Source organism: Rhizobium freirei PRF 81, from assembly GCF_000359745.1.
GTDB lineage: Bacteria > Pseudomonadota > Alphaproteobacteria > Rhizobiales > Rhizobiaceae > Rhizobium > Rhizobium freirei.
Window position 1 is genome coordinate 196,847 of the sequence record NZ_AQHN01000013.1, and the last position, 18,114, is coordinate 214,960.

18 protein-coding genes are annotated in these 18,114 nt (G+C 60.9%); 12 read left to right on the plus strand and 6 right to left on the minus strand.

What is annotated here, in order from left to right:
* The first annotated feature begins 176 nt into the window (after positions 1-176).
* Both RHSP_RS06495 and RHSP_RS06500 read left to right on the plus strand, forming a co-directional pair.
* The gene (locus RHSP_RS06495; RefSeq protein WP_004110870.1) at positions 177-914 is read left to right on the plus strand and encodes a glutathione S-transferase; all 738 of its coding nucleotides are present in this window, start codon (positions 177-179) and stop codon (positions 912-914) included.
* Between the two features lie 3 nt (positions 915-917).
* Entirely contained in the window at positions 918-1,484 is a 567-nt protein-coding gene (locus RHSP_RS06500) for a methyltransferase family protein (RefSeq protein ID WP_004110872.1), read from the plus strand.
* A gap of 1 nt (position 1,485) precedes the next feature.
* Here the strand turns inward: RHSP_RS06500 and ligD are convergent, their stop codons facing one another.
* Both ligD and RHSP_RS06510 read right to left on the minus strand, forming a co-directional pair.
* On the minus strand, positions 1,486-2,373 hold the full coding sequence (gene ligD / locus RHSP_RS06505) for a non-homologous end-joining DNA ligase (protein WP_037150004.1): 888 nt from the start codon (positions 2,371-2,373) through the stop codon (positions 1,486-1,488).
* Positions 2,374-2,463: 90 nt separating this feature from the next.
* Positions 2,464-3,258, minus strand: a complete 795-nt coding sequence (locus RHSP_RS06510) for an SDR family NAD(P)-dependent oxidoreductase (protein WP_037150008.1) — start codon at positions 3,256-3,258, stop codon at positions 2,464-2,466.
* 265 nt (positions 3,259-3,523) lie between these two features.
* Between RHSP_RS06510 and RHSP_RS06515 the strand changes: the two genes are divergently transcribed.
* The 8 genes from RHSP_RS06515 (at position 3,524) to RHSP_RS06550 (ending at position 12,230) form a co-directional block, all read left to right on the plus strand.
* Positions 3,524-3,919 carry a RidA family protein gene (locus RHSP_RS06515; RefSeq protein WP_004110878.1) on the plus strand — a complete coding sequence of 132 codons (396 nt, stop codon included), beginning with the start codon at positions 3,524-3,526 and terminating at the stop codon, positions 3,917-3,919.
* A gap of 443 nt (positions 3,920-4,362) precedes the next feature.
* Positions 4,363-6,057, plus strand: a complete 1,695-nt coding sequence (locus tag RHSP_RS06520) for an ABC transporter substrate-binding protein (protein ID WP_037150011.1) — start codon at positions 4,363-4,365, stop codon at positions 6,055-6,057.
* A gap of 22 nt (positions 6,058-6,079) precedes the next feature.
* Positions 6,080-7,063: an ABC transporter permease gene (locus RHSP_RS06525; RefSeq protein ID WP_004110884.1), complete on the plus strand. Its 984-nt coding sequence runs from the start codon at positions 6,080-6,082 to the stop codon at positions 7,061-7,063.
* Positions 7,060-7,962, plus strand: coding sequence for an ABC transporter permease (locus RHSP_RS06530; RefSeq protein WP_004110887.1), 903 nt, complete (start codon positions 7,060-7,062; stop codon positions 7,960-7,962). The genes RHSP_RS06525 and RHSP_RS06530 overlap by 4 nt, the downstream gene beginning before the upstream one ends.
* Positions 7,959-8,774 carry an ABC transporter ATP-binding protein gene (locus RHSP_RS06535; RefSeq protein ID WP_004110889.1) on the plus strand — a complete coding sequence of 272 codons (816 nt, stop codon included), beginning with the start codon at positions 7,959-7,961 and terminating at the stop codon, positions 8,772-8,774. Before RHSP_RS06530 ends, RHSP_RS06535 begins: the two co-directional genes overlap by 4 nt.
* Complete coding sequence (locus RHSP_RS06540) at positions 8,771-9,697, plus strand: ABC transporter ATP-binding protein (RefSeq protein WP_004110891.1); 927 nt, start codon at positions 8,771-8,773, stop codon at positions 9,695-9,697. The genes RHSP_RS06535 and RHSP_RS06540 overlap by 4 nt, the downstream gene beginning before the upstream one ends.
* Positions 9,698-9,709: 12 nt before the next feature.
* Complete coding sequence (locus RHSP_RS06545) at positions 9,710-10,180, plus strand: GNAT family N-acetyltransferase (protein ID WP_037150016.1); 471 nt, start codon at positions 9,710-9,712, stop codon at positions 10,178-10,180.
* A 28-nt stretch (positions 10,181-10,208) separates the two neighbouring features.
* Positions 10,209-12,230 carry a beta-N-acetylhexosaminidase gene (locus RHSP_RS06550; RefSeq protein WP_037150019.1) on the plus strand — a complete coding sequence of 674 codons (2,022 nt, stop codon included), beginning with the start codon at positions 10,209-10,211 and terminating at the stop codon, positions 12,228-12,230.
* Positions 12,231-12,315: 85 nt separating this feature from the next.
* Here the strand turns inward: RHSP_RS06550 and RHSP_RS06555 are convergent, their stop codons facing one another.
* Positions 12,316-13,542: an ROK family transcriptional regulator gene (locus RHSP_RS06555; protein WP_004110897.1), complete on the minus strand. Its 1,227-nt coding sequence runs from the start codon at positions 13,540-13,542 to the stop codon at positions 12,316-12,318.
* Between the two features lie 292 nt (positions 13,543-13,834).
* On the opposite strand from RHSP_RS06555, the gene RHSP_RS06560 reads away from it, so the two are divergent.
* Positions 13,835-14,083: a hypothetical protein gene (locus tag RHSP_RS06560; RefSeq protein WP_004110900.1), complete on the plus strand. Its 249-nt coding sequence runs from the start codon at positions 13,835-13,837 to the stop codon at positions 14,081-14,083.
* Between the two features lie 209 nt (positions 14,084-14,292).
* On the opposite strand, the gene RHSP_RS06565 is transcribed toward RHSP_RS06560, so the two are convergent.
* Complete coding sequence (locus tag RHSP_RS06565; protein ID WP_004110903.1) at positions 14,293-14,922, minus strand: lysozyme inhibitor LprI family protein; 630 nt, start codon at positions 14,920-14,922, stop codon at positions 14,293-14,295.
* A gap of 319 nt (positions 14,923-15,241) precedes the next feature.
* On the opposite strand from RHSP_RS06565, the gene RHSP_RS06570 reads away from it, so the two are divergent.
* Positions 15,242-16,204 (plus strand): S1C family serine protease, encoded by a 963-nt coding sequence (locus RHSP_RS06570; RefSeq protein WP_004110906.1) that lies wholly within the window; start codon positions 15,242-15,244, stop codon positions 16,202-16,204.
* A 58-nt stretch (positions 16,205-16,262) separates the two neighbouring features.
* Here RHSP_RS06570 and RHSP_RS06575 read toward each other — a convergent pair whose 3' ends face one another.
* Both RHSP_RS06575 and denD read right to left on the minus strand, forming a co-directional pair.
* Positions 16,263-17,039: an SDR family oxidoreductase gene (locus RHSP_RS06575; RefSeq protein ID WP_004110909.1), complete on the minus strand. Its 777-nt coding sequence runs from the start codon at positions 17,037-17,039 to the stop codon at positions 16,263-16,265.
* On the minus strand, positions 17,036-18,022 hold the full coding sequence (denD, locus tag RHSP_RS06580; RefSeq protein WP_004110922.1) for a D-erythronate dehydrogenase: 987 nt from the start codon (positions 18,020-18,022) through the stop codon (positions 17,036-17,038). Before denD ends, RHSP_RS06575 begins: the two co-directional genes overlap by 4 nt.
* Between the last annotated feature and the right edge of the window lie 92 nt (positions 18,023-18,114).

The following is an 18,114-nucleotide window of genomic DNA, read 5'->3' on the forward strand; positions in this document are numbered from 1 at the left end:
CTTGCCCTTCTCCGAAGGTTCGTTGAGGAGGTCTGCTCTTCCGTTTCGCGATACCGATGATAAGTTTCTGCAGAGGCAAGCAGAGTCGTCCTGCCGCCAAGAACACGACGGTCGGCACGCGGTAGCTGGTGCATCGATCTGCGACGGCGGCAATGCACTCACCGGGGAGAGGCCAGATGCCTTACGAGCTTTACTACTGGGACAGTATTCAGGGGCGCGGCGAATTCGTACGGCTGACGCTGGAGGAGGCGGGCGCCGATTACATCGATGTTTGCCGTGGTCCGGCAAGCAAGGGGCAGGGAATATCGGCCATGATGGCGATCATGGGCGGCAGATCCGATGCCGATATCCCGTTTGCGCCGCCGTTCCTGAAGGATGGCGATCTGATCATTCCGCATGTGGCAAACATACTGATGTATCTGGGACCGACGCTCGGCCTGGCGCCCAAGGAGGAAGCGCAGCGTCATGTGCTGAACGGCCTGCAGCTGACGATCACCGATCTTGTCGCTGAAGTCCATGACACCCATCATCCCATTGCCACCTCGAAATACTACGAGGATCAGAAGGAGGAGGCCAAGGCACGGGCTGCCGAATTCATCGGCAATCGCATCCCCAAATATCTCGGCTATTTCGAACGCGTTCTGCAACAGAATCCGCAGGGACCGGCGCATATCTTCGGTGGCGGATTGACCTATGTCGATCTATCGCTCTTCCAGGTTTACGAGGGCTTGCGCTATGCTTTTCCACGTGCCACCGCGCATTTCCCTGATCGCTATCCGCACTTGAGCGCCCTGCACGCGGCTGTCATGAAACGGCCAAACATTGCACGCTATCTTCGATCGGATCGCCGCATTCCCTTCAACGAGAACGGCATTTTCCGGCGCTATCCGGAGCTGGATAGAGATATGGCGTGAGCAATGCTCATCTATCAATTCATTCCTGCCTGCTGGATCCTCTGGCTGCTGATCTGGCTTTTCGCCTCTTTTGGCGTCAAGAAGACCGTGCGGCAGGAGGATCCGCTGTCGCGACTTGGCAATACAGCGCCCATCTGGATCGGCGCCTTTCTTCTGGCCGCGCGGCCTTCCTGGCTCGGCCCTTTGCAAATTCCCATTATTGCGCATGATTTGACGACCTATGGCATCGGCGCGGCCTTAACCTTCATCGGCCTCGCCTTTGCCGTATGGGCCCGCATCCATATCGGCCGCAACTGGAGCGGCGTCATCACCCTCAAGGAGGGTCACGCGCTGATCCGCTCCGGTCCCTATGCGCTGGTGCGTCATCCGATCTATTCCGGCCTAATGCTCGCCATCATCGGTTCGGCCATTGCACGTGGCGATATTGCCGCGGCGCTGGCCATCGCCGCCGTGCTCTATGCAATCTTGCGCCGCGTCCACATCGAGGAAAGCTGGATGAGCGAGACCTTCGGCAGCGCCTATGCCGACTACAAGGCCAGCACGCCTGCTCTGGTCCCATTCCTGATATAGATTAGCTCTTCAGCTCCGACGCCGCTTCAAAAAAGTCGGCCCAGGGGTCGGTGCTGGAGTTGCCGAGGCGCGTGGCAGCATTCCGGACAGTGAAGGAAGCCGGCCCGATCCTGTCGTTTAATTCTTCCCATCCGAGCGGCATGGAAACGGCGGCTCCGGGCCTTGCTCGCGTCGAATAGGGTGCGACTGCCGTGTTGCCGCGGCCGTTGCGCAAATAATCGATGAAGATATGGCCAGTCCGCTTTGCCTTGCTGGCGACGGATAGATATTTGTCTGGATTGTCGGCGCTCATCGAATGCGCCATTGCTTCGGCCACACCCTTGACCTGCGGCCAGGTCGCCGCAGGCTTGAGGGCGGCGACCACATGCAGCCCCTTGCCGCCGGAGGTCTTGACGAATGAAGCAAGGCCGAGTGTGGCGAAGCGCTCCTTAATTTCCCGTGCGGCTGCAATGACTTCGTTCCAGCTGATATCCTCGCCGGGATCGAGGTCCATGATGATCATGTCGGGCTTTTCCCAATGGTCGATGGTCGTGCCCCAGGGATGTATTTCGAGTGCGGCGGATTGGACGAGCGCGGCAAGACCGTCGAAATCCTCGATTTTCAGCAGCTTGGCGCTCTCCTTGTTCTCGGGATCGGCAATCTCGACGATATGGGGGTTGATGCCTTTCCAGGCATGTTTCTGGAAGAAGCGCGGCCCTTCTATGCCGTCGGGACAACGCAAAAGCGCCAGAGGTCGATTGACGACGAAAGGCGCCATTCGCGGCCAGGCCAAAGCGTAATAATCGAGCAGATCCTGTTTGCTGATGCCGTCGCCGGGCCAGTAGACCCGCTCGGGATGTGTCAATTGAACGGAGGTGATGGTCCGGTTCTCAATGGGCGTCTTTGCCATTCGCATGCGCTCCATCTCCCTGCGGCACGAAAGCTGCGCCGGACGCAGACTAGCATTGCCCGGCGCAGAAAGTCGATCGTCGCCAGCGGTTTACGGCATCAACTGGCCGCCATTGACTTCGATCACCTGGCCCGTGATATAGCCGGACAGTGTCGCGGATGCCAAGAACAGATAGGCGCCGACACAATCCTCCGGCGTGCCGACGAAGCCCATAGGGATGGTCTTGCGCTGCAACTCCATCTGTTCGTCATTGGTGTAGCGTTCGTGGAACGGCGTTGCGATGACGCCGGGCGCAACCGCATTGACGCGGATCTTGTCGTTGACGAATTCCTTGGCGTGACCATGCGTGATGGTCGAGACGAAGCCCTTGGAGGCGGCATAGAGGATCGCGCCGTTGCCGCCGCCGTTGCGGGCGGCAATCGACGTGGTGTTGATGATGAAGCCGCCTTGCTTCTTGAGGTGAGGGTGGGCGGCCCGGGTTGCGGCAAGCACCGAGCGGGCGTTGAGGTTCATCACGCGCTCATAGTGCTCGTCGGTCATTTCGGCGGTCGGAAGCCGGCCGAGCATGCCACCGGCATTGTTCACCAGCCCGTCCAGGCCACCCAGGACTTCGGCGGCTTCGCTCACGACCCGTTCGGTCTGACCGTCCTGGGAGACATCGCCCTGGATCAGATGTACCGTGCCGCCGCTATCCCTGATCTTTGAGGCCAGCCGCTCGGCAGGCTCGCGGCTGGCATTGAAATGGAGGCCGACCTTCATGCCCTGTGCCGCAAACGCGAGGACGAGAGCTGCGCCGATGCCGGTCGAAGCGCCTGTGATCAGCACACGCTTGCCGGCGAGATCCGGAATGCGAATGGAAGCAAGGGACTGCGCGAGTTCCGTCATGATGTCTCCTCCTGAACCTCAAGCAATCATATGATGAAATCATCACGCTTCGCATAACGCAAGAGCGATGACGGGCGACGCGGACGTGCCGGTTCGCACGGATTTCCCTCCCTGCCTGAAGAAGAAGGCATGCGGCGGTGAAACGATCTGGCGCGTCCCTGCCGTGGCGGATATGGAGGGGCGCACAGGAGTCGCGCGCCTCGTCCCGTCGTTTTGAGATGTTGGCGACCGCAGATTTCGATAACAAAGAGAGGCCGAGTAGATCATGAGCAAGAACAAACTGATCCGTTTTGATATCGCCGATAATCAGGCTGGCGGCCAGCGCCGTCCTTTCGCCAAGGCCGTCCGTGCCGGCGATTACGTCTATGTTTCGGGTCAGGTCCCAACGGTCGATGGCGAGGTTATCGTCGGCAATATCGCCGCGCAGACCGAGCAGGTCATCGCCAATATCAAGGACGTGCTTGCCCTTGCCGATTGCACTCTTGAACATGTCGTGAAGGTCAATGCCTGGCTTGACGATGCCCGCGATTTTTCGAGCTTCAACGCGGTGTTCCAGAAGCATTTCATCGATCATCCGCCGGCGCGCTCGACCGTTCAATCGCCGATGATGGTGGATGTGAAGGTCGAGATGGACGTCATCGCGTACAAGCCGCTCGACTGAACTCATACTCTCTGACGATTCAAGGCTCCGCTTCCTGTCGCCCAGGGCGGAGCCATCTCGTTATCAAGCGATTGCGGCGCACGACTTGCCGCCGCAGATCATAGGCCGGCGGCAGATCCTGACGCCGTTGCAGCTCGGGTCGGGTCGGATTTCCCACTGCGCGCAATCCTCATAAGTCGAATATTGGCTACGCTCCGTTCTAGTTGCGAAGACGGCTCTCAATGTTGGCCTCCGGATAGATTTTTGGCTCATCGGCCTGCGTCTGAAGGCCGCCAATCCTCCCATGATTTCGATTGCGACAGATCGCCGCTTCATCATCAGCAAACGCGCGTGAGCGCTCATGCCGTCGCCTGTTGATTTCCAATCAGCGGATTGACGGCTGCGCAAACTCACGATTAAATCAATTTGATTGACTAGTTGAGGTCAACGAGAGGGAGCAGAGAATGGGACTGAAGAAAAGCAGATTGCGCAATCTCTTCCAACGCACGTCGTGGCTGGCAACGGCAGCGCTCGGCACATCGCTCGCATTCAGCACGGGGGGCGCCTCGGCAGCCGAGTCCGTGCTGACGATGCATATCGAGGAGCAGACGAGTTGGGTCAGTAATTTCAATCCCTTCGATCTGGCCGGCCGCCGCCAGAGCACGATGGATTTCATCTATGAGCCGCTGGTCATCTTCAATGCCCATGACGGCGGCAAGCCCGTCTGGCGCCTGGCCACGAACTACAAGTTTTCCGACGATCTGAAGTCGATCACCTACGATCTGCGCCCCGGCGTGAAGTGGTCGGACGGCCAGCCGCTGACCTCGGCCGATGTGAAGTACACGATCGACCTGATGCTGAAGAATCCTGCCGTCGATACCGTCGGTGTCGGCCAGACGGTCGCATCCGTCGAGGCGCCGTCGCCGACCCAGGTGACGATCAAGCTCAAGGACGTGAATTCCGAGTTTCCCCAGTCGCTCGCCGATCTGGCCGTCGTGCCGGAGCATATCTGGAAGGGCGTCGCCGATCCGGTCGCTTTCAAGAACGAAAAGCCGGTGGGTTCCGGGCCGATGACCGAAGTCCGCCGTTTCACGCCGCAGATCTACGAACAGTGCCGCAATCCGAATTACTGGGACGCCGCCTCGCTGCATGTCGATTGCCTGCGCCTGCCGCAGATCTCGGGCAACGACCAGATGCTGGCGCTGTTGCCGGAAGGCACCGTCGACTGGATCGGCTCGTTCCTGCCGCAGATCGACAAGACCTTCGTCGCGCTTGATGCTCAGCACAATGGCTATTGGCAGCCGCCGGCCGAAACCGTCGCCTTCGAGATGAACTTCAAGTCGACGAATGCCGGCAACCTCGAGGCCTTCAAGGATCTCAACTTCCGTCACGCCTTCAGCCTGGCGATGGATCGCAAGTCGATGGTCGATATCGCCGGCTTCGGCTATCCGGTCGTCAATCTGCATGCGAGCGGCCTGCCGCCCCGTTTCGAAAGCTGGCGCAACAAGGCTGCTGAAGGTGACAAGGATGCCTTCATGGGCTTCGACACCGCCAAGGCGAACAAGATTCTCGATGACGCCGGCTACAAGAAGGGCGCCGACGGCTTCCGCACGACGCCGAGCGGCAAGCCGATCACCTTCCCGGTGATCGTGCCGAACGGCTGGACCGACTGGATCGATGCGGTGCAAATCGCCGTCGAAGGCCTGCGTGCCGTCGGCATCAATGCTTCCGTCGCGACGCCCGAATACGAGCAATGGCGCAAGCAGCTTCTCGATGGCAGCTTCGATGTCGTCATGAACTCGCGCGCCGACAGCGCCACGCCGTTCCAGGGCTACTACCAGAGCCTGTCGACGGCCTATGCCGGCAAGCTTACCGTCGCTGCGCCGCGCTACTCCAATCCGAAGCTCGACGCTCTCTTCGATCAATATCGGAAGTCGTCCGCCGACGCCGATCACAAGAAGATCTTCAACGATATTCAGGTGTTGATTGCCGACGACTTCCCCGTCGTGCCGGTGTTCAACGGACCGACCTGGTATCAGTATTCCAGCAAGCGGTTTACGGGTTGGGTCACCGACAAAGCTCCGGTCATGAACCCGGAAAACCACGACAACAACCGCATGCGCCTCATGCATCTGCTGCGTCTCAAGCCGGTCCTCTAAGACCCAAGCCAAGGAAGCAGACATGCGTATTTCAAGCCGGCGCCTAGGCGTCTACGCGGTGGCATTGGCCTTCGCGATCGTCGTGAACTTCATTCTTCCCCGGCTTATGCCGGGGAGTCCCGTCGACGCCATGGTAGCCCAGCTCGGGCCGCGGGCCACCCCTGCGGCCGTCGAGGCGATCAAGGCGCGCTTCGGCGAGATCGATCAGCCGATCATGATGCAGTTCCTCGACTATCTCAAAGGGCTCGCCACCTTCGATCTTGGCGTTTCGGTCAAATATTATCCGCAGACGGTGGTCCAGGTGCTCAGCCGTGCCACGCTGTGGACCGTCTTCCTTGTGGTAACGGCGATCATCTTTTCGCTGTGCGTCGGCGTCGTGCTCGGCGCAATCTCGGCCTGGCGGCGCGGCGGGCGGTTCGATACGATCGTATCGCCCTTTGCCGTCATCCTGTTCTCGATACCTCCGGTCATCGTGGCGCTCACCAGCCTCTTTGTCTTTGCGGTATCGCTACGCTGGTTCCCGGTGGGATATGCCTATGATCCCAATCTCGATCCGGGCTTCAACTTTACCTTCTTCGGCAGCGTCTTCATGCATGCGATCCTGCCGGTCCTGACGCTGTCGCCATTCCTCGTTGGCGAATTCCAGACGACCATGCGCTCGTCGATGATCGTCGTGCTCGGCGAGGATTACGTGACCATGGGGCGGGCCAAGGGGCTCAGCAATCTCGCCGTCATGTTCGGCTATGGCGCGCGCAACGCCCTTTTGCCTGTCCTGACCAACCTTGCGCTGATACTCGGCGCCGTCTTCGGCGGCTCGATCGTCACCGAGATCGTCTTCAACTATCCCGGCCTCGGCCTGACGCTGTTTACCGCGAGCGTTGCGCGCGACTATCCCGTCATTCAGGGGCAATTGCTGTTGATGACGATGGCGACGCTCGGCGCCAATTTCCTCGTCGACATCATCTATGGTCTCGTCGATCCGCGGTTGAGGGAGGCTGGACGATGAGTTTTTCGCTGCGATCCATTTTCAGCCAGAAAAAGGCGCTTGTCGGTTTCATCATCGTTGCCGCTCTGTGCCTGATGGCGATCTTCGCGCCGATCATTGCCCCCGGCGAGCCTGGCGCCCGTGTGGGCCGCTCCCATCAGCCGCCATCCGTCGAACATGTCTTCGGCACCACCAAGATGGGCCGCGACGTCTACCGCCAGTTCGTCTGGGGCGCCCGAAGCTCGCTTTCCGTCGGCTTTGCGACCGGCATCGCCATCACCGTGCTGGGCACTGCCATCGGCCTCATCGCCGGCTATAGCGGCGGCAAGACAGATGCCGCGCTCGACCTGGCAACCAATGCCGTGCTTGTCATACCCAACATGCCGCTCCTCATTCTGCTTGCCTCCTTTGCCGGTACGGTTGGGCCTATGACGATCATGATCATCATAGCGCTGACCTCATGGCCGTGGGGCGCGCGCATGACGCGTTCGCAGACGATGGCGCTGCGCAATCGCGATTTCGTCACCGCTGCCAAGATGATCGGCGAGCCGGCCTGGCGCATCATCTTCGTCGAGATCCTGCCGAACCTGACGCCGCTCATCGGCATCAACCTCGTCGGCAGTATCATCTATGCGATCGTCGCCCAGACCACGCTCGAATATCTCGGCTTCGGCGATCCGCTGAAGGTCACTTGGGGCACCATGCTCTACAATGCCCAGAACGCCTCGGCCATCATGGTCGGTGCCTGGTGGGATGTCGGCGTGCCGGCCATCGGCATCGCGCTGACGGGGCTTGGTCTTGCGCTGATCAACTTCACCTTCGACGAAATCGCCAATCCGCAATTGCGTTCCGGCCCAGCATTGACCCGCTGGTTCCGCCTGACCCGCGCCCGCAATCGCATGATGAGGTCTGGCCGATGAGCAACAATCTGCTTGAGATCGAACACCTCAATATCGACTACCTGCTCGACAAGGGCGATTTCCGGGCGGTGAAGGATGTGTCGTTCAATATCGGTCGCGGCGAGATCTTCGGTCTTGCCGGTGAATCCGGCTGCGGCAAGAGCACGATCGCCTATGCGATCACGCGTCTTTCCAAGGCGCCGGCCTGGATCAGCGGCGGCAGCATCCGGCTCGACGGGCAGGATCTTCTGAAGATGCCGGAAGGCGAGCTGCAGAAGATCCGCTGGAAGCGCATCGGCATGGTGTTCCAGAGCGCCATGAATTCGCTCAATCCGCTGATGCGGGTGGAGGCGCAGTTCCATGACGTCCTGCATCGTCATACCGGATGCTCGCGCCAGGAGTCTCGTGCGCGCGCCGAAGAGATGTTCAAGCTGGTGGGTATTCCCCCGCATCGCGTCGGCGACTATCCGCACCAGTTTTCCGGTGGCATGCGCCAGCGTATCGTCATCGCCATCTGCCTGGCGCTGCGGCCCGAACTCATCATCATGGACGAACCGACGACGGCTCTGGATGTGGTCGTGCAACGCGAGATCCTGGAACAGGTTCTCGATCTGCAGCAGACCTATGGATTCTCGGTGCTGTTCATCACCCATGACCTGCATCTGATGGCGCAGCTTTGTCATCGCATCGGCGTAATGCTGAAGGGCGAGCTGGTCGAGGTCGGGGACGTTTCCCAGGTCAGCCAGTCGCCTACCCATGAGTACACGCGCAAGCTCTGGAACGCCATTCCGCAGCTTCCAGTCAGCGCTCACCCTCCCGGAGTTTTCGCATGAAACCGCATCTACAGGCTGTGACTGCAGAACCCGTCATCCGGCTCGACGATATCCGGCGCCATTTCGGATCGGTGTATGCTCTGAAGAGCGTTTCCTTTTCGCTATCGGCCGGAAAAGCGCTGGCGCTGGTCGGCGAATCCGGCTGCGGCAAGACGACATGTGCCCGCATTATCGCGCGGCTCGACAAGCCGACAGCCGGCAGGCTTCTGTTCCGCGGGCAGGACCGCACGGCGCGCGGTTCGGGCAAGGAAGAGCGGATGTACCGCAAGGATGTCCAGATGGTCTTCCAGGATCCGTTCTCCTCGCTCAACCCGGCTTTCACCATCAATCATCACATCACAAGGCCGCTGCAATTGCACGGTGGGGACAAGCCGAAGGCGGAGCGCGACGACGACATAGCGAAGCTGCTGGAGAGCGTCGGGCTAGATCCTTCGGTGACGCGTCAGAAGTTTCCGCACGAGCTTTCCGGCGGCCAGCGTCAGCGTGTCAATATCGCCCGTGCCCTGGCGGTCGCGCCGAGCGTGCTGGTGGCGGACGAGCCGACCTCGATGCTCGATGTGTCGATCCGCAAGGACATTCTTGAGCTGCTGGCGCGGGTAAAGCGGGAAAACGATCTCGCCGTGCTCTACATCACCCATGATATCGCGACGGCCGCTCATGTGGCCGAAGAGATCGTGGTGATGTTTGCCGGACAAATGGTCGAGTGGGGGAACACGAATGCCGTCCTTGCCCATCCGAGGCATCCCTACACGCAGCTTCTGCTTTCGGCCGTGCCGGATGGTGGCCGCAGGTTCGTGACCGGCGGCAGCGCTCGCTTTCTCGAACAGGCGGAGAAGATCCGCTCGCTCAGCCGGCCGATCTCGACCGTGATCGAGCGGGTCGGCGACAATCATTTCATGCGTGCGCTCGTCGCATCGAATTAGGAGGATTTGCCCTTGGATTATCTCGTCAATCTATCGACGCTGCCGGTAGACACGCAGTCGCCCGAGCGCATGGCGAAGGCGGGCGTTACCATCCGGCGGGCACTGCCGCCCGAGCTGAGGCTCATCACCGGCTGGGTCGGCAAGCATTTCAGCGAGGGCTGGGCGAGCGAGACGACGGTGGCGATGACACGCCAGCCGCCGACATGCTTCATCGCCACGCGCAATCGGGAGCTTGTCGGCTTTGCCTGCCACGAGGCGACGGCGCGCGGCTTCTTCGGCCCGACCGGCGTCAATGAGAGCGTTCGCGGCCTCGGCATCGGCCGGGCGCTGCTCTTTGCCTGCCTCAACGACCAGAAGGCCATGGGCTACGCCTATACCGTCATCGGCGATGTCGGCCCCTCGGAGTTCTACGAGAAGACCGTCGGCGCGATCCAGATCCCCAATTCCGCACCCGGCATTTATGCCGGCATGCTCAAGCTTTGAACGATATCTTCAGGAAGAGAGAGTGCACATGTCCACACCGCGATCCCTGGCTCTGCGGCTTGAAACCACCTGGAACCCGCCAACGGATGACAAGGAGTTTTCCTACGTTCTGCGGCTGAAGAACCTGTCGTCGGAACCGCTGTCAGGCTTTACGCTCTGCGTCAGCGGCCCCGGCCGCGTTGACCCGGCCGGCATTGTCGAAGGCGCAACGGTCACCAAGCGACTGTCCAATTTTACCGAATTCCAACCGCCGGAAGGTTTCGTGCTGGCTGGCGGCGAGACATGGACCATTACTGTTCATGCCTTGAGCTGGCCGTTCCGTCACTGGACCGACGGCGCCACCAGTGCCTATCTGGCGCTGCCCGATGGAACCGCCGTATCGCTTGCCGCCGAGCCGACACGCACCTCATCGAGCAACGCGCCCTTGAAGCGCGGTGCCGAAATCTATCCCGTTCCGGCCAATCCCCCGGTGCCGCTGTCGATCATTCCCTGGCCGAACCGTGTTGCAGTTTCCTCCCGCCGCCCGCTGCCGGCAGGCTTTGTCCTCAAAGCCGATACGCCGGCAGCGGCGGCAGCCGCTGCAAGCTTCACGGCTCTTGTCGAGCATCTCTTTGCAGCGGAAGGCCTTGTTCGTTCCGAGGCGGAAGGGGGCGCAGGGGTGGTGTTGCGTCAGGTCGAAGGTCTCGGCCCCGAGGCCTACAGGCTGGAATTCTCGCCCGAGGTCGTAACGGTTGAGGCGAGCGCCCAGACCGGCTTCGTCTACGGGCTCGTTACCATTGGCCAGATCTGGCGCGGCGCGCGGCTGCATCCACAGGCTTTCCATTTTCCGGCGGCCGGCGAGATCGTCGACGAGCCATCCATGAGCTGGCGCGGCCTGCATCTCGACGTGTCCCGCCAGTTCTACGGCACCGCCGAAATCAAGAAGCTGATGGCCGTTCTCGCCTGGAACAAGCTCAACCGCTTTCATTGGCATCTGTCGGACGACGAATCCTGGCGCGTGGAAATCGACGCCTATCCGGCACTGACGGAGATCGGCGCATGGCGTGGCCACGGCCTGCCGCTGCCACCGCTTCTCGGCTCGAGCCCGGCCCGCACCGGCGGTTATTATACCAAGGCGGCGGTGCGCGAGATCGTTGCTCACGCCAAGGGGCTCGGGATCGAGATCCTGCCCGAGATCGACATGCCCGGCCATTGCTATGCCATGCTGCAGGCGATTCCCGAGCTTCGCGATCCGAACGAGGCCGGCAGCTATTATTCGGTCCAGGGCTTTCCGGACAATTGCATCAATCCGGCCCGTGAAAAGACCTATCAGGTGATCGAGACGATCCTGTCCGAACTCATCGAGCTCTTCCCGTTCAAGACGATCCATATCGGTGCCGACGAGGTGCCGCTCGGTGCATGGTCCGGTTCGCCGGAAGCGCTTGCCCGGCTGCGCGAACTCGCAGGCGATGACGTGGCGGAGGCGCATGCCAAACGTCTGAACGTGATCACCAACACCCACGGCGCCGACGATATTCATGGATCGGGTGCTGCGGTTCTGCAGGCCGAATTCCTCGAGCGTATCCAGGCATTTCTTGCTTCGAAGGGCTGCGTGACCGGTGGCTGGGAAGAGGCGGCTCATGGCGACAGGATCGACAAGGCGAAAAGCTATCTCTGCAGCTGGCGCAATGTCGAGGTGGCTGGCGAACTTGCCGGCCGCGGATACGAGATGGTCGTCTGCCCCGGGCAGGTCTACTATCTCGATATGGCGATGCGCCCGGATTGGGATGAGCCGGGCGGCAGCTGGGCCGGTTATTCCGATGCGGAGAAGCTCTACACCTTCGATCCGGTCGGCGGGTGGACGGATGCGCAGAAGGAAAAGCTCCGTGGGATTCAAGCCTGCATCTGGTCCGAGCCGATGACCGATCGTGCGGTCTTCGACCGGCTGGTCTTCCCGCGCCTGTCGGCGCTTGCGGAAACCGGCTGGACGAAGCCATCGGCCAAATCCTGGGAGCGGTTCAAGGCGCTTGCCGGCACGATGCCGCTGCTTTACGGCCTGCATCAATTTTGACAGTTTTATGCATGGTCTTCAGGCGCGGCACATGTGCCGCGCCTGATTGCGTTCAATGGCTCGCAAGTTCAATCGTCTCCGCCACTCATCCCGCCTGCTCGGCGGCACGGTGGATGATCGGCTTCTGCAGGACATCGAATTGCGGATTCGTTTCCGAAAAGATCGGCAGTGCGGCGGCGCCGAGAATGGCGGTGTCCTTGCCGGTTGCCCCGACCATGAGGCGAGGGATCTTGCGCTCTTCCATCGGGTTCACGGGGATATGGAGCGGTTCGACGCGTTCGGCGAGGCCGGTCATCAAAGACGGCGGCGCGCTGCCGCCGAGCACGATCGTTTGCGGATCGAAGGCAAGCTCGAGAAAGTCGATCGTTTGACGCAGCGGCTGCACCGCCTGTTCCAGCCAGGTCTGCAGGCCGCGGCTGTTGGCCGCAATCATCGCGTCCAGATCGTCGGGGTCCAACTCCTGGGCATCCTCGATGCCGAGACACTCGTAGGCGACGGACGGTGAGACATAGCGATCGAGGCAACCGCGCTTGCCGCAGGTGCACAGCCTGCCATGCGGCTCGACGATGATGTGGCCGATTTCGCCGGCATTGGCACGGCTGCCCTTATAGAGGTGACCATCGAGGAACATGCCGGCGCCGATACCGCCATCGCCCGCAAGAAAAAGATAGACGAAGCTTCCGAGGCCGCGTGCGACACCGTAAAGGCGCTCGCCGATCGCGCCTGCGGTCGCATCATTCTCGACAAGCACAGGCAAGCCGATTAACCGCTCAAGCTCTCTGGCCACGGGAAAATTTTGCCAGCCCGGCAGATTGAGCGGGCTGAGCGAGGTTACACCACCATCGGCATAACGTCCGGGCAGCGCGATCCCGACACCGAGCAGCCGGTCCCGATCGAAAGAGAAGGCCTCCTGCAGATCCCTGACGATGGCGGCAAAGACCGGCATCGCTTCGGTCGGCCCTGGCCTGTCGACATGGCGATCGATGCGCGCGCAGACCGTTCCGGATAGGTCCGTCAGCACGCCGGCCGCGCGCTGGCGGCCGAGTTCAAGACCGATGGAGTAAGCACCGCTGGGATTGATGGTATAGGGAATGATCGGCTGACCGCGGGCGATCTTCTGCGCCTCCATCGGGATCAGCAGATGCGAGCGTGCAAGCTCCTCGACGATGTTGGATACCGTCTGTGTCGTCAGCGCCGTCAAGCGGGCGATTGCCGCGCGCGACAACGGCCCGTTGGTGCGGATGGCCTCGATCACGACACGCCGGTTATGCGATTTGGCCTGTTCGAGATTCGTGCCTGAAATTGTCTTCATGAGAGGATTGCGAATTTCTGAAACAGCGTTCGGTTCGTGTTGTTGTTTGCCACGGACGCCGGCGCGTGACGGGGAGGGCGCGGCGCTTTGCCATTGCTTGCCCTTATGTGATTACTCTCCATTCTTTTGTCTATCGATTCAAGTCGCTACAACTCGATGAGCCAAGGGTAGAGCTTGTTTAAAAGCAGTTTTTCAGTGTCTTCGATGATTGAGGACGTCTTTACTATGGCAGGCGTTCGGTTAGACTCCGGTTACCTCGGCATTTTGCAGAGGTTTGCCCCGGAGGACTTCGATGATCAAACTGCTCGGACTTGCGATTTTTTCCACTTGCCTTGCCACTGGAGCAATGGCTGCCGATGCCACCTGTAAGGCTCAGGCTGCCGACAAGAAGCTGGCAGGGGCAGCCTTGACCAGCTTCAGCAACAAATGCGCGAAGGATGCGGCGACCTCTTGCGACGCCCAGGCGGCGGCAAAGAAGCTTGCAGGCGCTGCCAAGACGAGCTTCGTCAAGAAGTGCACGGCCGATGCGGTTGGCGGCTGATCGCAGACGCGATTGTTGAGCAAAGATCCCCGGCTTCGCCGGTCGCTTGGGATGTGACGAACTATTGCCGTTAAAACGCTGTGATGCGCATTGTCGCGTCTCAGCGTTTTCGTTTCCGTAAGGTGATATCTCCCGGCCTTTCAGGCGCCGTTACGCTCCGCGCAATGGCTAATATGATCGTATACTGGACTGCTATCTGCGATGTCGCATCACTGCCGGCGATAGATGCCTTGCATGGTAACGCCGTTGGCAAACTGGCATGCTCCCGACTGTGAGACGCGCCAGGTCTGGGCGTTCAGACGATCAAAACCGATGGAGCAATTGTCGGCGGAGAGCTTTCCATGCCCCTCCTTAAGAGGAATGACGCCGCTGACATTGTCCGCGTTGACGTCGCCCGCATCGACCCCGCCCGGCCCGACAAAGCTTGAAGCCAAAGAGACTGCCGCGAGACCATCGATCGGGCCGAATATGGAAAGATCGCCTTCATTGCCATTGGCATTTTCGGCGGTGAGGTTGATGGAAACGCGGCGCCCGCCCTTGGTCGTCATAAGGAAGCCGATCTGATCGTCATATGCCTGTCGGACACAGGCAGCATCCGTGCATGATTGCAGCGATTTCACCCAGCGTTGTTGCCGCTGCTTGATCTTGTCCGCATCCTCCTTCACGGCGGCGGCATAGAGATTGCTCATGATCACGTCTCGCGTCCGAAGGGTCTGATCCGCGCAAATCAGATGATCGCTTGTTGACGCGGCTTTTGCGCAATCAATGCCAGCCGCCATGGTCGGCAAGGCGAACAAACTGCCGATAACTGTTGCCAGGGCGAGTTTCGGGATCGTCATTGGGGCCTCCGTTTCCAATCATCCCAACTAACTATATCTGAAGTTGCCATCGTAAAGGGCGAGCGCAGCCGTCGCTTGGAAACATGCTCCTGATTATTGGAGCGGTGTTCCCTATCAGAGTGCTGCAGACAGTGAACGTCATGGCAGGCGGAGAGGCTGTCTCAGGTCCGTCGAGCGCCGCACATGCGCGGCTCTTGAACTTGCGCCGACGGCTCCTCATCTGAATATCAACTGTTCCAACCTGTCGAACTGACAGCTTCCTGCCTTTTACAGCTGCTGCCGGTCCTCGTGGCGACGCACCTGCGTCCTAGGAGTTTTCATGGGCTTTATTGATCCTGACATCCAGCCGTCAGCCGATGCCGAGCTGCTGGATATCTATTCTCAAACGGTATCGAGTGCGGTCGATCTCGTCGGGCCGGCCGTCAGCCGGATCGAGCGATTGGGCGGCCGCGCCGGGCATGGATCCGGCTTCGCCATTTCGCCGGATGGCCTCGTCGTCACCAACAATCATGTGGTGGATGACGCGAAGGCCGTGCGCATCAAGACCCCGGAAGGGGCAACCGTCGAAGGAAGGGTGCTCGGGCGCGATCCGGATACCGACCTCGCGCTTATCCGCGCCAATGACTGGCCCGGCAATTGGGCGAGACTTGGCGATTCCAAGTCGCTGAAGCGCGGTCACATCGCGATCGCCATCGGCAATCCGCTCGGCTTCGAATGGACCGTCACGGCCGGCATCATCTCGGCGCTTGGCAGGTCGATGCGAGCGGCGAGCGGGCGGCTGATGGAAGACATCATCCAGACGGATGCTGCGCTCAACCCCGGCAATTCCGGCGGTCCGCTGGTCTCGTCGGCGGGCGAGGTAATCGGCGTCAATACCGCCGTCATCCAGGGGGCGCAGAGCATTGCCTTTTCGGTCGCCTCCAACACAGCCAGGCATGTCGTTTCCGAAATCCTGCGTTTCGGTCACGTCAGGCGCGCCTATATCGGCATTGCGGCCGACACGGTGGAGCTGCATCGGCGCATAGCGCTGGAGGCTGGCGTCACGCATTCGACGGCCGTACGCTTGCGCCGTGTCGAAAAGGATAGTCCCGCTGAAAGAGGTGGCCTGCAGGAGGGTGACTACCTGCTTGCCATCGATGGCCACGCCGTATCGGGCATAGATGATGTCGTGAGGCTGCTTGATGGCGACAAGATCGACACGGAGATCGAGGTACTGATCTTCAGCGTCGGTGGTTTGATCGAGCGCAAGCAAGTGAAGCCTTCGGCACGGCCGGCCATCTAAGCCGATACGGCAACCCATATTGTCGGCAGCGTCGGAGATCGACGCTGCCGATTGCTTGTTACCCTCTGCCGACCAGCGGCATTTTCGTTGCCATCACAGTCATCGACAGCACGTTGGCATCGAGCGGCAGCGTCGCCATGTAGACGACGGCGCGTGCGACATGGTCTGCCGAGATCGTCGGTTCGGCTGCGGTCTCGCCATTCGCCTGCAATACTCCGGCGCTCATCCTCGCGGTCATGTCGGTGGCGGCATTGCCGATATCGATCTGGCCGCAGGCGATATCGAAAGGGCGGCCATCAAGCGCAGTCGATTTCGTCAGGCCGGTGATCGCATGTTTGGTGGCGGTATAGGGTGCCGAATGCGGTCGAGGCGTCGTCGCCGAGATCGAGCCGTTGTTGATGATGCGGCCGCCATGCGGCACCTGGGCTTTCATCAGGCGGAAGGCCTGCTGCGTGCAGAGAAATGCGCCGGTCAGGTTCGCACCGACGATGGCATTCCACTGCTCGAAGCTTAGTTCCTCCATCGGCACGGCCGGCAAGCCCATGCCGGCATTGTTGACCAGAAGGTCGAGGCGGCCATAGCGGCTTGCGATGGCATCGAAAAGGCTGCGGACCGCGGTAGGGTCGCAGACATCGGCCGCAACCGCCAGAAATTCCGCGCCGGTTTCCTCGGAAAGTTCGCGGGCGGCATTTTCGAGAACGTCAAACCGGCGCCCCGAAATGACGACCTTGAAGCCGGCCGAGCCGAGCGCTTTCGCGATGGCGCGGCCGATGCCCGTGCCACCGCCCGTCACCAGCGCGATGGCGTTCTTTGTGTTCGATGCAATCCCCGTCATGCGACTCTCCCGTCCAATTCGTCCTCGATATGCGCTTGCACGATCTCATCAAAGCTCTGTTCGGCTTTGAAGCCAAGATCACGAGCGCGCTGGGCATCGAACCGCGTCGGCCAGCCGGCGACGATCCGCTCGATCACCGGGTCCGGTTCACGGCGGAGGAGGGCAACGGCCTTGTCGCCGCCGACACGGCGCAGCGCGTCGATCTCGTCGGAAACGAGCGCCGAAAGCCCTGGCATGGTGAGATTGGGCCGCGGGCCAACCTTCGCGGTGTCGAGCGTGGCGGCATGCACGAAGAAGCCGACGGCGGAGCGGGGGCTTGCGAACCAGTGCCGCACCGTATCGCTGACCGGCAGGATAGCCTCCTTACCAACAAGCGGTTCGCGCAGGATGTTGGAGAAGAAGCCGGAAGCCGCCTTGTTCGGTGCACCGGGGCGCACGCAGATGGTCGGCAGCCTGATGCCGATGCCGTCGAAAATGCCGCGGCGCGAATAATCGGCGAGCAGGAGCTCGGCGATCGCCTTCTGGGTGCCATAGCTCGTCAGCGGCGCGGTCAGGAATTCATCGCCGATGACCTCGGGAAAGGGTGTTCCGAACACGGCGATGGAAGACGCGAAGATGACGCGCGGGACGTATGCGGATTTCTGGCCTTGCTGTCTGATGGCATCGAATAGCGCCCGTGCACCGTCGAGATTGACCGCATAGCCCTTGTCGAAGTCGGCCTCTGCCTCGCCGGAAACGATGGCGGCGAGATGGAAGATCATATCCGGGCGATCTTCGATGAGCTTGTCGGCAACGCCCGATGTCGCAAGGTCGACCGTCAGGGCCTTCGATACGGATGCGAGCGCTTCCGGCACCGGCGGCTGGAAGGCATCGACCAGCGTCAGCTTATCGATGGCTTGTCCGAGAATTTTCGGCTCGGCGGCAATGCGGTTGACAAGCTTGCGGCCGATCATGCCGGCGGCGCCCAGGATCAAAACATGCATATCGGATTTTCCTCCCAATAGGCGAGTGTCAGTCTTCGGGAGAATTCCCGTGCGAATGGTTTCGACGGCCTTCGGCGTTCTGAGGCGGCCGT

Coding starts and splice junctions, on each gene's coding strand:
- RHSP_RS06560 (WP_004110900.1), top strand. CDS start 13,835: ATGATCAAACTGCTCGGACTTGCGATTTTTTCCACTTGCCTTGCCACT.
- RHSP_RS06540 (WP_004110891.1), top strand. CDS start 8,771: ATGAAACCGCATCTACAGGCTGTGACTGCAGAACCCGTCATCCGGCTC.
- RHSP_RS06535 (WP_004110889.1), top strand. CDS start 7,959: ATGAGCAACAATCTGCTTGAGATCGAACACCTCAATATCGACTACCTG.
- RHSP_RS06510 (WP_037150008.1), bottom strand. CDS start 3,258: ATGACGGAACTCGCGCAGTCCCTTGCTTCCATTCGCATTCCGGATCTC.
- denD (WP_004110922.1), bottom strand. CDS start 18,022: ATGCATGTTTTGATCCTGGGCGCCGCCGGCATGATCGGCCGCAAGCTT.
- RHSP_RS06555 (WP_004110897.1), bottom strand. CDS start 13,542: ATGAAGACAATTTCAGGCACGAATCTCGAACAGGCCAAATCGCATAAC.
- RHSP_RS06515 (WP_004110878.1), top strand. CDS start 3,524: ATGAGCAAGAACAAACTGATCCGTTTTGATATCGCCGATAATCAGGCT.
- RHSP_RS06570 (WP_004110906.1), top strand. CDS start 15,242: ATGGGCTTTATTGATCCTGACATCCAGCCGTCAGCCGATGCCGAGCTG.
- RHSP_RS06575 (WP_004110909.1), bottom strand. CDS start 17,039: ATGACGGGGATTGCATCGAACACAAAGAACGCCATCGCGCTGGTGACG.
- RHSP_RS06520 (WP_037150011.1), top strand. CDS start 4,363: ATGGGACTGAAGAAAAGCAGATTGCGCAATCTCTTCCAACGCACGTCG.
- RHSP_RS06495 (WP_004110870.1), top strand. CDS start 177: ATGCCTTACGAGCTTTACTACTGGGACAGTATTCAGGGGCGCGGCGAA.
- RHSP_RS06500 (WP_004110872.1), top strand. CDS start 918: ATGCTCATCTATCAATTCATTCCTGCCTGCTGGATCCTCTGGCTGCTG.
- RHSP_RS06565 (WP_004110903.1), bottom strand. CDS start 14,922: ATGACGATCCCGAAACTCGCCCTGGCAACAGTTATCGGCAGTTTGTTC.
- RHSP_RS06550 (WP_037150019.1), top strand. CDS start 10,209: ATGTCCACACCGCGATCCCTGGCTCTGCGGCTTGAAACCACCTGGAAC.
- RHSP_RS06525 (WP_004110884.1), top strand. CDS start 6,080: ATGCGTATTTCAAGCCGGCGCCTAGGCGTCTACGCGGTGGCATTGGCC.
- ligD (WP_037150004.1), bottom strand. CDS start 2,373: ATGGCAAAGACGCCCATTGAGAACCGGACCATCACCTCCGTTCAATTG.
- RHSP_RS06530 (WP_004110887.1), top strand. CDS start 7,060: ATGAGTTTTTCGCTGCGATCCATTTTCAGCCAGAAAAAGGCGCTTGTC.